Origin of the sequence: Microcoleus sp. CAWBG640 (assembly GCF_020883015.1) — a bacterium.
GTDB classification, from domain to species: Bacteria; Cyanobacteriota; Cyanobacteriia; order Cyanobacteriales; family Microcoleaceae; genus Microcoleus; species Microcoleus anatoxicus.
This window is the reverse complement of the sequence record NZ_JAHRFC010000093.1, coordinates 1-16538: the sequence shown is the minus strand read 5'-3', so window position 1 is coordinate 16538 and position 16538 is coordinate 1. Positions and strand designations below refer to the sequence as shown.

The window sequence follows — 16538 nt, the reverse complement described above, 5'->3', positions numbered from 1 at the left end:
TATCTTTCTGTTTGTGGCTTCCGGTATTGTCGCCAGAATTCTGTTGAAAACTCATATTGGTAGTGGCGATAGCCCTCCAAGTACCTACACTTGGATTTACGAAAACTGGTTTTTGCCCTGGGCTGGGCCGCTGAATGGTTCTCTCGCATTTGCCATAACCGCGGTGTTATTTTGGTGGTTGATTTTGTATGGAATGTATCGCCGAGGTTGGGCAATTAAAATTTGAGTATGGGCCGTGGCAGTTTATATATATAATTTGTCAATACTTATCAAATATCTGGGCGAACCCACTCTAGATAAATCGCTCAGATACACTTCATAATTAAATCCAAATGATATTACATTATATGTAGATACAAGACTATTGTTATAGGAGTCAGGCTTATAATAGCTAGTGTGGCTTGACATCCACAGCCTTTGAGAATTATCTTGTTTATTAATCAAAAAAAAAATTCCTAGGTTGCAATTGGCAAAACAATGAACAACTTATTAGATAGCTCCATCTGTCGGCAGACATTTGATACCCAAGCTCTGATCGATTCTTACCCACCAAAATTTTACAATGTTAATAAGCAGATAGTTTATGACATTTGTTGTCCACATGGATGCACTCATCAGGGTCAATTAGTATTTTCCCGATGGCACGCAATGGTGCTTCCAGAATATCTTTCTCCTCTGGAACATCACACAGATATTTCTGAGCGAGAGGGATACTTTGGGTACGAGCCATCCCAAGATAGCACTGAGATGGAGTGGTATCTCAATTTCGCTCATTACGATCTTTTTTGTGCTTATGGTGGTTCGCTATTTGCTCAGGATGAAATGCAGGTAGCTGAACATCCAGCACTCAGTTCATTGCGAGAAGCTTTACTAGATTCCAAGATTAAGCCATTAACTGTTGAGAGTCAACAACCCACCCCGATTCTGATTCGTGGGGTTGAACGGAGGTGTGCAATTTCTACCGATCGCAATTCAGAACAGGGCCGACCTTTTGGTCTTTATGGCCACAATTTTGGAGTAGCTACCTCTGATGCGATCGAACAAGCCACAAAACCTCTAAACCCGCCTACAATCACAAACATCATTGCGATGGAAGCTCCTGCCTGCGGTCGGGGTTATTATAGTATGGCACAAATTGAATATATCCTTCAAACAGCATTTACTGGATTTTCAGCAGCACGAATTGAGTCACAGTTAGACTCCCCTCAATCACCAAGTTTGATTATTCATACAGGGTTTTGGGGATGCGGAGCTTACGGTGGTAATCGTGTGCTGATGGCTCTGTTGCAAATTCTCTCGGCTCGTCTTAGTCAAGTGAATTGTTTAGTTTTTCATACCAGTGATGCTATGGGAAGTCAAGATTTGGCAACTGCTCAACAAATACTCGATCGGGATTTAGTACCTGATGATTCACCCGTTAAAGTTTCAGCTTTGATAGAAAAGATTCATAGGATGGAATTCCAGTGGGGATTTAGCGATGGAAACTAAGAGGCTATTCGAGACAACACTCTTGGTGAAAGATGAATAATTCCCACTTGGCGGCTGCTATAGCTCGCGAGGGAGCTTAAGCGGCCCATCATAAGTTGGGTAACTAACCTGTAGGTGGTTGGCAAGTAATGAATCATAAAACTTGACCATCAAAGATGGTTTGTCTATCATACATTTATAGCACTTACTCAAAAACAACGTATTTCTGTCAGTACGATACCGTTTTGTTTTTAACCAGAGCGTGGGTAATTCCTAATTTACTTAGTTAACTATGCTACAAACTGCTTAAGAAATAGACCGTACATACATAGAGAGATAGCGAATATCTGCTGTATTCAGGGTATGAAATGTGTATATTGTTTGAAGTCGGTGGCAAATTATACTATGAGTCCCTGTGTTTGAAATTATGCCTAGTTTTGTTGAAAACATTGCCAGTTTTTTACCGATTCGTGTCTTAAATTGTTTTGCTGCGGATTCTACTCCTCTTGCTGCTCCAGTCAGCGGATCTTTTGAGGCGGCGGTGTTGTTTGTTGATATCTCTGGTTTTACTGCTCTTACTGAACGTCTTGCTCAAAAAGGTTCAATTGGAGTTGAAGAATTAACGACTCATTTAAATGCTTATTTTGGTCAATTAATTGAACTAATACTCGCACACAAAGGGGATATTGTCAAGTTTGCTGGGGATGCTATGTTGGCGATTTGGCCGGCGGAAAGTATGTCTTTAGATTCAGCTACTTATTGTGCGGCACAATGTGCTTTGGCGATTTTAAATGATTTAGGTAAATATCAAGCGGCAAATGCTGAGTTGCGATTGCATATAGGTATTGGGGCGGGTGAGTTACAAGAGTTTTATATCGGTGGAGTGAATGGCCAATGGGAGTATCTGGTGGCGGGGGAACCTATTGCTCAAGTGGGGCTTGCAGAAACGGCTGCTGGTATCGGTGAAGTTTGTCTGTCACTGACGGCTTGGGAGTTGATTAAAGACCAGTTTTTGGGAACATTATTAGCTTCAAATGTGGTGCGTTTGGAGGGATTTAATCTTTTAACTTCTGTGGCGGATCGAAGGTTCTTAAATATAGGTAAATCGGCTCCGATCGCAATTTATGATGAAATGCAAGAACGACTGGAAAGATATGTAAGTGTGGGAGTTTTGCAGCGTTTAAAAGTCGGTCAAACTGATTGGTTAGGCGATTTGCGGCGAGTGAGTGTGATGTTTTTGAATTTGCCGGGGATGGATTATGGCGCTGAGGGGGCTTTAGATTTTATTTCAACTATAATTAATGCAATTCAAAATATTTTGCAAGTTTATGAGGGGACTTTAAATAAGTTTTTGGTGGATGATAAAGGTAGTACATTGGTGATTGGTTTTGGTTTGCCACCGTTTTCCCATGAGGATGATTCGGTGCGTTGTGCGATCGCGGGAATGGCGTTATTGGAAAAGTTAAGAAGTTTAGGATTGCAACCGAAAATAGGTATCACGACTGGTACTTGTTATAGCGGTGTAATTGGCAGCCAGCAACGGCGAGAATATACGATTATCGGGGCGGTTGTGAATTTAGCGGCGCGATTGATGCAAGCGGCAAAAGACGGAATTTTGTGTGATGAGCGTACTTTTGAGTTCGCCAAATCAAGAATACAGTTTGAGTCGTTAACTCCGCTAAAACTTAAAGGTATCAAAGATGCCGTTCAGGTATTTTCTCCCCTTGGGGAGGTGCGTAAAGATTTGCCTTGGTGGATGGCAGGAAAAACGGCAAAGTCGATGGTGGGGCGGGAAAAAGAACGGTTATTGTTAAGGCATAAATTAGAGCAGTTGAAAGCTGGTGTTTCTGGGGTGGTTGTGATTTGTGGGGATGCGGGAATTGGCAAGTCTTGTTTGATAGAAAATTTGCTTTTGCAGGCGCAAGAATTGGGGTTGGGAAGTTTGGTTGGTACAGGAAATGCGATCGCTCGCTCAAAGCCTTATCATGCTTGGAATGCGGTGTTTAGTCACTTGTTGGATTTGTCTTTTTTAACTGATTTAGAGGCGCAAAAATCTCACATATTAGATTTATTGGAGGATGAACCGCAATGGTTGGAAAAAGCAGCGCTTTTAAATGAGGTTTTGGGCTTAGATTTGCCCGATACGGAGGCGTCGGCTGGGTTGGTGGGGCCACAACGGGCGGAAGCGACACGGGATTTATTGGTGCAATTGTTGCAGGATTCGGTGAATCGCTCTCCTAAGTTGTTGGTTTTGGAGGATGCTCATTGGTTGGATTCGTCAAGTTGGGCACTGGTTTTGGCGGTGGCGCAGAACGTGAAACCGTTGTTATTGGCGATCGGGACAAGGCCGATGGGTGAGCAGGTGCCGGAGGAATACGATCGACTGCTGACGATAGAAGGGGTAGAACAATTGTATTTGGAAGCAATGCCGGCTACAGATACTTTAGATTTGCTTTGTCGGCGTTTGGGGGTAAACAGTTTACCTGACTCGATGGCGGAGTTGATTGAGAAAAAGGCGGAGGGAAATCCGTTTTTTAGTGAGGAATTGGCTTATGGTTTGCGCGAGGCGGGGGTGATCGAAATTCAGAATGGGGAGTGTCGAATTGCTGCGGGGGTTGGTAATTTGAATGAGCTAAATTTTCCGGCTACGGTGCAGGGGGTGATTGCTTCGCGGATCGATCGGCTTTCTTCTAGCGAACAGCTTACATTGAAAGTGGCGAGTGCGATCGGTAGATCCTTTGGATTTCGGCTGTTGCGAGATATTCATCCGATCGAGGATGATAAGCCTGAGTTGCCTAATTATTTGATCAAGTTACAGCGGTTCGATCTTACCCCAATGGAGACACCAGAGCCAGATTTGGGGTATATGTTTAAGCATATTATTACTCAGGAAGTGGCCTATGGTTTGATGTTGTATTCCCAGCGTCGGCAAGTTCATGAAAGTTTGGCTTTGTGGTATGAAAAAAGTTATGAAGAGTTGTCGGGGTTTTATACGATTTTGGCGCATCATTGGAGTAAAGCCCTGGTTGCAGAAAAAGCGATTTTTTATTTAGAAAAGGCAGGGGAGCAGGCGGTGCGATCGCACGCTTTGCGGGAGGCGATTAAGCTGTTTTCGGAGGCGTTGAAGTGGTTAGCAACTTTGCCAGATACGGTGGAGAGAAAAGAGCAAGAGTTGCGTTTACATATTGCTTTAGGTGCGCCGTTAATGGCGATCAAAGGTTTTTCAGCAACAGAAGTGGAACAAGCCAACGCACGAGCAAGAGAAATTTGCCTGCTTCTTGATGCAACCCCTCAGCTATTTCAAGTGCTTTGGGGACAATGGGCTTTTTATTTTTTTGTTGGAACCAAGTTACAAACTTCCCGCGAGGTGGCTGAACAATTGTTAAGCTTGAGTGAAAATCTGCAAGATCGAGATTTACGTTTAGAGGCTAATTATGCGCTGGGTTCTAATTTGTTTCATGTTGCACGTTTTGCTGATGCAGTGGCTAAATTTGATGCAGGATTAAGTTATTACGATCGTTCTTCGCACCACTCTCAAGTCGCTATCTATGGTTATGATAAAGGTGTTGCTTGTTTAGGAATTGCAGCTCAATCTTTGTGGTATTTGGGTTTCTCAGATAGAGGGCTTAATTATGTTCGGGAAGGGCTACGCATGGCCCATAATTTATCGCACCCTTTTAGCTTGGCTTTGGCGATGAATTTTTCGGGCTGGCTTTATGTGTTACGTCAAGAAGTTACAGCGGCTTTTGAACAAGCACAGGCATTGATAATGCTTTCCACCGAACACGAATTTCCTGCTTTTGTTGCTTTAGGAAAAATTATATGGGGTTGGGCAGTAAGTCAAAGAGGTAATTTAGAAGTGGGGTTAACAAGCATTCGCGAAGGAGCAGAGGCTTGGGTTGCAACAGGTTCTCAAGTAGCGCGACTACATCACCTGACTTTGCTGGCAGAAGTTTGTCAAAAATTACAACGTTTTGAAGAGGGTTTGATCTGGCTAAGTGAAGGGTTAGAAATAGTAAACAGGACTGGCGAGAGTTTTCTTGAGGCTGAAATATATCGGCTCAAGGGAGAACTACTAAAACAACAAATCAATGCTAAAAAAGTAAAAAATATTGAGGAAGATAGCGAGGTTGAGCGCTGTTTCATTCGCGCCATTGAACTTGCCAGAAATCAAGGATCAAAATCTTTAGAGTTGCGCTCAATCATGAGTTTATGTCGGTTGTGGACTGACCAAGGCAAAATTGAACAGTCACGGCAAATGCTGGCAGAAATCTACGCTTGGTTTACAGAGGGTCTGGATACAGTAGACTTACAGGAAGCTCAAACTTTGCTTAAAAATTTGTCACACAAAATAGTATAGTTTTTTGTCTATTTTTGTGTTAATCTTGTAAAATCATAATTTGTGCGTGCAAGCGCATACTTAACAGGTTAATTCCTCTCCTTTTACCGTTATCAAGTCGTCGAGTTTGGGTAATAAAATGAATACCAGCCAAAAGCAAACTTCTGAAACAGTCAGCACAGTATTTCCGCGGTCTGTCTTGTCAGTTAACCGAGAAGAGTTTGGGAAGCCGGAAGATAACCCCGATCCTCAATGTTCACCTCTTAAACTCATAGAAAAGGACGGAAAACCTTTACCAGAAGGGTTGCACGGTCATGTATTTATTATTTCGGCAGCCGGCTCCGTTGATTCTAAAAACAGCCCCAGCACAGATGTCGTTTTTCCGTCGGCAGATGGTTACACGCCTTTTTATAACGGCGATGGGATAATTTATCGTTTTGATTTTGACAATCTCCCTGAAGGCATTTTTGTTAATACTCGACTGGCTAAAACGCCCTGTTATTATGCTGATGTTGCTACCCAAAAGATTGCTCCTGACAGAAATAATCTGATTTTTGAAAATCGCGGGATTATGAGAATGTCTCTCCAATTAGGCATTCGTAACCAACTTAATACAGGTTTTCTTCCCTTAAAATTTTCTAACGGGGAACCTGACCGACTATTAGTTACATGGGATATCGGACGACCTTACGAAATCGATACAAAAACCTTAGAATTAGCGACACCAGTCGGTAAAAATGAAGAATGGCGTCCGCTAAATCCGCTTTTAGCAGATCTTCCTTTACAGCCTCCTTTTCCTTTTCCGTTAGTGCAGAGTTCGGCTCATCCTTGCTTTGATTACAAAACGGGAGAAATGTTTAACGTCAATAGTGGTCGATCTCTGTCTACATTTATTTCTCAGTTGCGACCGCTAATCTACGGAGTTCTCGATTTTATTAATATCTTCAAGAAACCTACCGATACTCCTCCGATCACAAAAACGCCTGCCTCTCCAAAAAACCTTTTTCAGGGGTTGTTAGAGACTGGCAAAAGGTTTGTGCAATGGCTCTACAATTTGCTGCAATTTTTTAACATTTTTAACAATTTTGTTGATATAGTCTGTTGGGATGGCACAGGAAATCTCAAAAAGTGGAATGTTACTTATAAAGGATGTCCGCTAAGAATTCAGCAAAGTATGCACCAAATCGGGCTGACAGAAAATTACGTGGTTTTAGTGGATACAGCTTTTAAGTTTCTCCTTGAAGAAATTTTGCCTGCTCCTTCTAAGAAAAAGTATGAAAATGTAGAAAAATTTTTGAGAAACTGGCTCGACCGTCCGCAACTACCTGATACATACGTCTATATTGTTAGCCGGGAAGATTTGAAAGAGGGACGAAAAAAGGTTGAAGCTAAGAAAGTTGTTATCCCCCGCGAGACCACCCATTTTTTAACAGATTATAGCGATAGTGGAAATAAAATTACCTTGCACATGGCTCATGTTTGTGCTTGGGATGTGGCGGAATGGATTCGTGCTATCGATTTCGATGATACCGACGAAAAACCCCTGTCAAATAAACTACCTCCCATGTACGGGATGACTGTGGGGCCATTGGATATTAGCCGTATGGGATGCTATGTCATTGATGCAGAAAACGCAAAGGTAGTAAGATCGGATCTAACCAGCGTTTATCAAGATAATTCCCCTGGTCAACAAGCAGAAAAGAAAGAGTTTTGTCAGTACACTTGGGGGCCGGCGCTTTATGCTTACCAGGACAACCAACCCACAGAAAAGTTTCAAGATATTTACTGGAGTTTTTTTGGTGCTTGGGAGGATATCTTAACGGAACACGGCTTAAAAATGTATGCACCTTATAAATATCGAGAGGTACCGGTACCAGAACTACTTGAACTTACCAAAAAAGGAATCAAGTCTAATTTATTGAGATTGCATATCAAACCTTTGGAAAGCGTGAAAGACGGTGAAAACAGATTAGAGATTCAAGATATTTATCAGTTTGAAACTGATTATTTTGTCAACTCACCTCAGTTCATCCCTTCCAAAACAGGAGTAGATGGTAGTTCTACGAATGGATACATTATGTGTGTTGTTTATCATGGCACAGACGATCAACCGGATAATGGCAATCAAATCTGGATTTTTGATGCGACAAATCTGAAACAAGGGCCCTTGTGTAAACTATGGCATCCTCAACTTAATTTTGGAATTACAGTACATACAACTTGGTTGCCAAAAATTGCTAAACGCACAGCAACTTACAATATTCCTGTTGAACAAGATTATCAAGATTTAGTTGCACAGCAGCCGGCAGAAATTCAAGAATTATTTGAGAAGGAAATTTACCCGCATTTTAAATCGAAAAACCCGTGAATGTGAAGCCCCACCAGGAGAAGAATAATAAATGGTGATGGTGTCTGTAGTCTCAAATACATTTTACTTGGATTTTTACTTGCCAGACAATCTCTCTTAAATTAGGGAAGTTTGGCAAGTAATTTTTTTAAATTTCTAATAGATATTGTATTAATTGCTGAACTCGGCTAAAGTTATCTGATGGGTGTTAACGTTATTGTTGCGTTAGCTTTCAAGTGACTTGTCCAGATTTAGAAAAAAAGGCTCTCTTTCTGTTTAATCAGCAGCATCTTTTATGACTCAACCAGCAAGTGTGTTTCCTCGTTCAGTTTTATCAGCAAATCGAGCAGAATTTGGAGGCAACAACGAAACGCAAAAGTCAAAACAACCTGCCCTAAATTTGCTTGTGAAAGATAAGGGAAAAATTCCTGAAGATTTGCAGGGTCATGTCTTTATTATCGGGCCGGTGGGGTCGGTAAATTCTCCGAATCAGCCAGGGACAGAAATTGTTTTTCCTTCCAGTGATGGCTCAACGGCTCTTTATAATGGCGATGGCATGGTTTATCGCTTAGATTTTAACGATCCTGCTGGGGGAGTGAAGTTTTCTTCTGCGTTGATGAAAACGTCCTGTTATTATGCTGATATCGCCACGTTTCGCCAAAAACAATTAAATTTTTACAATTTGGGGATTTTACGTTTTTCTGAAAAGTTGGGAGCTAGAAATCAGCTTAATACTGCTTTTTTACCAATGAAATTTTCTGAAGAGGAAGGATATCGTTTGCTGGCAACCTGGGATATAGGCAGACCTTACGAAATTGACCCTGAAACCCTGGAAGTTATCACGCCTGTAGGGAGTAATTCGGAGTGGCGTGCGATGAATCCTTTAATGGCACATTTACCTTTTCAACCGCCATTTCCTTTTCCTTTAGTGCAGAGTTCGGCTCATCCTTGTTTTGATTTTCACACAAAAGAAATGTTTACGGTTAATGCCGGCAGGTCTTTAACGACATTTCTCCCACAATTACGACCGGAAATTGATGGGGTGTTGGATTTTCTCAGCTCGATGTGTTCGATCGGACTTCACCCTCCCGAAGAGATCATGATCGAGGAACCGATAAAATCAGAAGAAGAGAAACAAGCAACCTCCGAAAATATTTTTGAGAAAATTATCGGTTTTTTCAAGCACTTAATTTTGGCAATCTACAATTTGCTCCAAGCGTTCAATCCGTTTAGCAATTTCACCTACTTAGTCCGCTGGGATGGTAAAGGAAATCTTCAAAGATGGCAATTGGTACAAGCAAATGGCTGTCCGGTAAAAATTGAACAAAGTCTACACCAACTTGCGATAACGGAAGATTATATTATCCTGATAGATACCGCTTTCAAATTGCTGATAGCAGAATTATTACCAGCGGGGTCAGGCAAAAAATATAAAAGTGTCAAGAAATTTTTAATAAATTTAATAGACCGGCAACAATTAGCAGACAATCGCGTTTATATTATTCGTCGGGATGCGCTAAAACCAGACAAGAAAAAAGTCCGGGTGCAAAAAGCGATAATTCCTCGCGGTACAAATCATTTTATTGCAGATTACAAAAATCCCAACCAAGAAATTACGCTCCACATGGCAAATATGGGTACTTGGGATGCGGCGGAGTGGATTCGAGATATTGATGAATCAGTGTTGACATCGAGCGAAATTGATAATTTAGAAAAACTTTATGGGGTGATTATGGGCCCAACGGATATAAGCCGACTTGGATGTCATATCGTTCATGGAGAAACTGGCGAATTAATCCGCTCGGATTTGACGGCTTTATACGAGGATTGCAGCCCAAATACATCTGAGGAAGAACCAGAGTTTAAAAAAGAGGACAAGGGTTATTCTCAGTATACTTGGGGACCCGCATTATTTACTTGTGCGGACACGTCAAAACCTTTGCAAGATATTTATTGGAGTTGTTTGGGATGTTGGCCGGAGTTACTCACAAAACACGGTTTGAAATTGTACAAAAACTATAAGTATCGAGACGTACCAGAAGATGAAGTTATTAACCTAACAAAAGAGGGAATTCAATCAAACTTACTTCGCTTGCATATTAAGCCATTAACCAGTGTTAGCGAGTCGGAAGGCCGTTTAGAAATTCAAGATGTCTATCAGTTTCCCAGTAATTCATTTGGGACTTCACCGCAATTTGTGCCCCGTGCTGGCGGGACTGGAGACTCAACGGATGGTTATCTTGTTTGTGTTGTGCATCATGGCACAGATGAGCAAACAGATAATGGTAATGAAATTTGGATTTTCGATGCCGCAAATCTCAAACAAGGGCCAGTTTGTCAGCTATGGCATCCACAACTTAAACTCGGTTTTACAGTACATACAACTTGGTTGCCAAAAATTGCTAAACGCACAGCAACTTACAATATTCCTGTTGAACAAGATTATCAAGATTTAGTTGCACAGCAGCCGGCAGAAATTCAAGAATTATTTGAGAAGGAAATTTACCCGCATTTTAAATCGAAAAACCTTTGAGTGCGAAGTGCGATAAAGACAGAATAAAAAATCATATCGTTGACAGTTGCATCGTCAGGTGATTTAACCTTTCTAGAATACTCTTGACACAGAGTCCGAGAATAGAGATCTGAATACAGGAAGATGCTACCGGATTTGATATTATTCAAAAATCAGCTACGATCGAGATATTAAAAATAGGTAAGCTACTATGATATCCACACTACCTATCGTTCATAGCGACCCCGACATTTTAGGGGGAACTCCTGTCTTTATGGGTACTCGCGTCCCGATGAAGACCCTGCTTGATTATCTCGAAGCTGGTGATTCGCTCAACGAGTTTCTCGACCATTTCCCTAGTGTCAGCCGCGAACAAGCGATTTCAGTTCTCCAATCGAGAAATTACCACGGCCCAAATGCCTGAATCCACGCCCAAATCAAGGATTTTGCCGATAAAAGCCGATCGCCCGCCACGAATCGCTAACTACAAATCAGCCCCACCCGCTAAAATTAAAAAATAGAGACGTAAATAGGCAGGCCCCGTCAATGATCCCAACAGTTATAGAACAATCCGGTCGTGGCGAACGCGCCTTTGACATTTACTCGCGACTTCTGCGCGATCGCATCGTCTTCTTGGGCCAACAGGTAGACTCAGACTTAGCTAACCTGATTGTTGCCCAATTACTATTTTTAGACGCTGAAGACCCAGAGAAAGATATCTACCTGTATATCAACTCCCCAGGGGGTTCGGTGACAGCAGGTATGGGCATTTTTGACACCATGAACCACATCCGCCCCGATGTGTGCACCATTTGTCTCGGTTTAGCCGCCAGCATGGGCGCTTTTCTGTTGAGTGCAGGCGCCAAAGGCAAGCGGATGAGTCTGCCTCATTCCCGGATTATGATCCACCAACCCCTAGGGGGAGCTCAGGGACAAGCAACGGATATTGAAATTCAGGCTAAAGAGATTTTGTACCACAAACGCCGCCTGAACGGATTTTTGGCAGATCATACCGGTCAGCCTCTGTCGCGCATTGAAGAAGATACCGAACGGGATTTCTTCATGTCTGCCGAAGAAGCAAAGGATTACGGTTTGGTGGATCAAGTGATCGATCGCCGTCCTTCTGCAACTCGCCCGATCGCCGCTGTCGTGTAAATTAAAAAGTTAAACGCGATCGCGATTTAGAGCCCCGACTTCTTGAAGGAGTGGGGGCTCTAAGTAGAAGGAAGAAGATGGATTTGAAGAAGGAAGAAGGAAGAAGACTTATGCAGTCAGCTTTTCGGTCATCCGTATTTTACGTTTAATTAAGTGGATTTACTTAACCAATAACTAATAACTAATAACTAATAACTAATAACCAATAACCAATAACTAATAACCAATAACTAATAACCAATAACTAATAACCAATAACTCATAACTAATAACTAATAATATCGTTTCCGGCTGCATCGGAATGATTTAACCTTACTAGAACGCAGAGAACACAGAGGGAGATAAGAGAGATGAATAATTCCGATGTTACCGGATTTGATATAACAAAGCGATCGCCCTTTTTGTTAAAAGAGCGATCGCCTAGTTTATTTATTCACCTGGCCGAAAACAGCCAGCCACTAACAGCAAATCTCAAGGTTAAAAAAAACCTTGGCTACCTCATTTTAGAAATCTTGCGGCAACAAAGAACTTAAACGATCCAACAACGGATCGGATTCCCGACGAGGAGTAACCTCAGCATCAGCAACTACATTCTTATCTGCTACAGACTCCGGCCCAACCCTGTCAGGCTCTACTACTTTGGAAACTTGAGCAAAAGAAACTTTAGCAAACTGGCTATTCACACTACCCTGCAACTGCGACAACTGCGTACTCAGTTGATTCATGTGATTTTGTAGTCCTTCCAAACGGCTTAATTCCTCAGCAGAAACATTGTGCTCGAACTCAGCAAATTTGACCGCCAGTTCAGCAATACGCTGTTCCAACCGCTGAAAGCTAGGTGTAGGACCAGCCGACTCAGACACCGACAAAAACTGCCACAAAGCTTGCTTGCAGAGATTGCTGAAAGTCTGATATTTAGTCAAAGCCAGCTCTTTTTCAATAGCGGCCAACAAAGTTTGATCGGCTGCATCTTCCGTAAACGCCACCGAGAAATTCGCCTTATTTTTTGCCCAAAGTGCCATAGGGTTGAAGCCTTAATGCGTTACTTAATAGTGGCTAGCTGAGCCTCAGCATATATAAACTGTCCCAAAGCATTTGCTTTCCGAGAAGGTTGAGCCAAGTGAGCCTTGAGATTAGCTTCTTTGAGCAAGGGTTGGAGAACTTCCCAGAAAAACTCGCCGCCCCCACCAGTCAGAACCACATCCGTCACCCGTTCTGGTAGCCACTGCACCAAACGCTCGGATAATTCGTTAGCGAAAGTCTCGCGCAAATCCTTAATAATCGGATCTAAATTAGTTGGCTTAGTAGCTCCTCTAGGACGATATAAACGCTGGCCTTCCGGCTTGTTAACCGCTTCTAGTAAAGACAGAGATTGAGCATCTGCCCCTGGAATTTTGGAGGCGACTTGTTCGTAGAACTTATTCATGGCGAAAGAATCGCTTTTAGAAGCAGCCCTAGCAAACCGGAAACGATCGACCATCAACAAATCAGTAGTTTGATGTCCGATATCGACTACAGCCACCGATAGTTCTGGCAACTCCGGCGAAAACTCCTTATTGTCTTGAGCTTCGCACCAAATCAGACTGCCGAACCCTTCGGGCATCACCCAAACGTGGCTGATATTAATATCCACGCGCTCGCCCCGGTAAACCATCAGGTGCGGAGAGCGCAGTTGGCTGACAATTTCTTCCTTTTCCTTCTCAAACTGATCCTGGGAATAAAAGGGCAAACCTAGCACAACGGCTATGTCGCCTTTCATCTGGAAATATCCAGCACAGGAAAACACCTTAACTAAGGCATCTACTACTTTAGACTGGTCGGCGCCGCCGAGATTAGCGCCAAAATCCGCAGCCAGTTGGCCGATAGCGTAACCCTTGCCCTGATACTCCAGCCACATATCCAACAGAGGGTCTGTTGCTTTGGACTCAAAGCTACCGCCCCGTACCTTTTCTACTGGCATAGAAGCCACGTTGGCGGGGATAAAAATAACACCATTGGGATTGCGGCTCACGCAGGCCTTAGTTGCCGTCCGACCCAAATCAGCACTAATAATCGATTTGTGAGAAGCGATCTTAGTCTGTTGCGTCAACATAGCAGAATTAGGAACAAGCTGTCTAGTTGTCATAAAAAATACTCGGTAAGTGGGAAACTCAGTGGCTTCAGCCCTGAGATGGAAACGACCCGGCGGTTTCAACCGCCTTGAATCCCCTTGCGGGGTTGGAGGGGTATGGTTGCCCCTCCGGTTTTCTCTTGCGAGTAATGTTAGCTTCGCCAAAGTTATAAGGGCTTGTTAAGCTTGCAACACTGTTCCAGTGACTTTAGAACTGTTTAATTGCAAACGACAGAGCAGGGGACTAGCTTCGCATCCCAGGGTGTCGTGACCCAAATAACCTAGTCAGTTAAGACTGAGGCTGGTCAGAATAGCTTGCTTCGAGACTTGCTCTTACAAGCGAGCGTGTCTTTAGACCTGAGTTCCTGACTGAAACGTTTTACCTCACTGAGCCTCACCATTATCATGCCTTATCCCTGGACACTGCCACGCTTAAAGACAGTGGGTTTTGCCGCGATTTTTCTAACTTTACCTAGATCGGCATTCAAATCAGCACCAAACATTATATTCGGGACGATCGCCTTTTATGAATTTAGATTTAGATTCTAGATATTACGGGCTACTCCACGGATTCATCTGGGCCCTGTTGTCGCCCGGATGCTTGATTGTCAGTTTTATTTTCCATCGTCTTGACCATACCCTGTTGCCTGAGAGGGCATTGTTAAGTTACATTTAGTTAAGATTCTGAGTGTTAAGTTTGCTCCCACTCCTTCGACACCGCGATCTTACCTGATTTGTCCACAATTCTAGACCCTCATAATTTATGAAAATTTCTTGGCGAACTATACTACTTTGGACTCTACCCGCCCTAGTCATCGGGTTCTTCCTGTGGCAAGGCGCTTTTGCACCCTCGCCTGCAGAAATGACCAAGAACACCGCCAGCACCCGCCTCAGCTACGGTAGATTCTTAGATTACTTAAACGCCGGTCGAGTCACCAGCGTAGACCTTTACGATGCAGGTCGGACGGCCATTGTCGAAGCTGTCGATCCCGAACTGGACAATCACGTACAGCGGTGGCGAGTGGATTTACCCTCCAATGCCCCAGAATTGGTTTCCCGACTCAGAGACTCCCAAATCAGCTTCGACACTCACCCCCTGCGTAACGACAGCGCTGTGTGGGGACTCTTAGGCAATCTCGTGTTTCCTCTGCTATTAGTGGGAGGGCTGTTTTTTCTGTTCCGCCGCAACGGTGGTAACGTTCCCGGTGGCCCTGGTCAAGCGATGAATTTTGGTAAGTCCAAAGCTCGCTTTCAAATGGAAGCCAAAACAGGCGTGTTGTTCGATGATGTAGCCGGCGTTGAAGAAGCAAAAGAAGAACTCGCCGAAGTCGTCACATTCCTGAAAAAACCAGAACGGTTCACCGCAGTGGGAGCGAAAATTCCCAAGGGTGTACTGCTAGTTGGCCCTCCCGGAACAGGTAAAACTATGCTCGCAAAAGCGATCGCAGGGGAAGCCGGCGTACCTTTCTTCAGCATCTCCGGTTCGGAATTTGTGGAAATGTTCGTAGGTGTGGGTGCTTCCCGCGTCCGAGACTTGTTTAAGAAAGCCAAGGAAAATGCTCCTTGTATCATTTTTATTGATGAAATTGATGCCGTGGGCCGTCAGCGCGGTTCCGGTATCGGCGGCGGTAATGATGAGCGGGAACAAACCCTCAACCAGTTGCTGACGGAAATGGACGGTTTTGAGGGCAATACTGGGATTATCATCATTGCGGCCACAAACCGTCCTGACGTGCTCGACTCTGCTTTGCTGCGGCCGGGACGTTTTGACCGCCAAGTGAGCGTAGATACGCCTGATATCAAGGGCAGGTTGGAGATTTTGGGGGTACACGCACGCAACAAGAAGTTGTCGGCTGAGATTTCCTTGGATGCGATCGCCCGTCGGACTCCTGGTTTTACCGGGGCTGATTTGGCAAACTTGCTCAACGAGGCTGCGATTTTAACTGCCCGTCGCCGGAAAGAAGCGATTACGATGCTGGAAATTGACGATGCAGTCGATCGCGTAGTCGCAGGTATGGAAGGCACTCCCTTGGTGGACAGCAAGAGCAAACGCTTAATTGCATACCATGAAATCGGTCACGCGATCGTCGGTACGGTGATTCAAGCCCACGATCCCGTGCAAAAAGTAACTTTAGTCCCTCGCGGACAAGCCCGTGGTTTAACATGGTTTATGCCTAGCGAAGACCAAGGTTTGATTTCGCGATCGCAAATTTTGGCACGGATTAGCGGTGCTTTGGGAGGCCGCGCGGCCGAAGAAGTAGTTTTCGGCGATGCCGAAGTAACCACCGGTGCGGGTAACGACTTGCAGCAAGTCAGCGGTATGGCGCGCCAAATGGTAACTCGCTACGGAATGTCTGACTTGGGCCCGATCGCCCTAGAAGCTCAACAAAGTGAAATTTTCCTCGGCCGCGACTACACAGCGCGATCGGAATATTCCGAAGAAATAGCCTCTCGGATTGACGGACAAGTTCGAGCAATTGTGGATCATTGCTACAATGATGCCCGCCGAATTATTCGGGAAAATCGCACAGTAATCGATCGCCTAGTTGATTTGTTGATTGAAAAAGAAACCATCGACGGTGAAGAATTCCGGCAAATAGTGGCTGAA

At 43.8% G+C, this 16538-nt stretch carries 10 protein-coding genes and 1 pseudogene; 9 read left to right on the top strand and 2 right to left on the bottom strand.

Features of this window, described 5'->3' with window-relative positions; translation table 11 throughout:
* The 8 genes and pseudogenes from AAFP11_RS26210 to AAFP11_RS26175 all read left to right on the top strand — a co-directional run.
* Window positions 1–226: pseudogene (locus AAFP11_RS26210) on the top strand (DUF5009 domain-containing protein); the annotation flags it as partial.
* 251 nt (window positions 227–477) lie between these two features.
* The gene (locus tag AAFP11_RS26205; RefSeq protein ID WP_341739663.1) at window positions 478–1488 is read left to right on the top strand and encodes a hypothetical protein; all 1011 of its coding nucleotides are present in this window, start codon (window positions 478–480) and stop codon (window positions 1486–1488) included.
* 406 nt (window positions 1489–1894) lie between these two features.
* Complete coding sequence (locus AAFP11_RS26200; RefSeq protein ID WP_341739662.1) at window positions 1895–5827, top strand: adenylate/guanylate cyclase domain-containing protein; 3933 nt, start codon at window positions 1895–1897, stop codon at window positions 5825–5827.
* Between the two features lie 118 nt (window positions 5828–5945).
* Window positions 5946–8174, top strand: a complete 2229-nt coding sequence (locus AAFP11_RS26195; RefSeq protein ID WP_341739661.1) for a carotenoid oxygenase family protein — start codon at window positions 5946–5948, stop codon at window positions 8172–8174.
* Between the two features lie 274 nt (window positions 8175–8448).
* Entirely contained in the window at window positions 8449–10686 is a 2238-nt protein-coding gene (locus tag AAFP11_RS26190; protein WP_341739660.1) for a carotenoid oxygenase family protein, read from the top strand.
* 190 nt (window positions 10687–10876) lie between these two features.
* Window positions 10877–11089: a DUF433 domain-containing protein gene (locus AAFP11_RS26185; protein WP_341739659.1), complete on the top strand. Its 213-nt coding sequence runs from the start codon at window positions 10877–10879 to the stop codon at window positions 11087–11089.
* A gap of 38 nt (window positions 11090–11127) precedes the next feature.
* On the top strand, window positions 11128–11820 hold the full coding sequence (gene clpP / locus AAFP11_RS26180) for an ATP-dependent Clp endopeptidase proteolytic subunit ClpP (RefSeq protein WP_341739664.1): 693 nt from the start codon (window positions 11128–11130) through the stop codon (window positions 11818–11820).
* A 350-nt stretch (window positions 11821–12170) separates the two neighbouring features.
* On the top strand, window positions 12171–12353 hold the full coding sequence (locus AAFP11_RS26175) for a hypothetical protein (protein WP_341739658.1): 183 nt from the start codon (window positions 12171–12173) through the stop codon (window positions 12351–12353).
* Here AAFP11_RS26175 and AAFP11_RS26170 read toward each other — a convergent pair.
* Window positions 12324–12842, bottom strand: a complete 519-nt coding sequence (locus AAFP11_RS26170; protein WP_340549920.1) for a hypothetical protein — start codon at window positions 12840–12842, stop codon at window positions 12324–12326. The genes AAFP11_RS26175 and AAFP11_RS26170 overlap by 30 nt on opposite strands.
* Before the next feature lie 20 nt (window positions 12843–12862).
* Window positions 12863–13945 carry a ParM/StbA family protein gene (locus tag AAFP11_RS26165; protein ID WP_341732091.1) on the bottom strand — a complete coding sequence of 361 codons (1083 nt, stop codon included), beginning with the start codon at window positions 13943–13945 and terminating at the stop codon, window positions 12863–12865.
* Between the two features lie 748 nt (window positions 13946–14693).
* On the opposite strand from AAFP11_RS26165, the gene ftsH reads away from it, so the two are divergent.
* A partial coding sequence (gene ftsH, locus AAFP11_RS26160) for an ATP-dependent zinc metalloprotease FtsH (RefSeq protein ID WP_341739657.1) occupies window positions 14694–16538 on the top strand: 1845 nt, incomplete at its 3' end.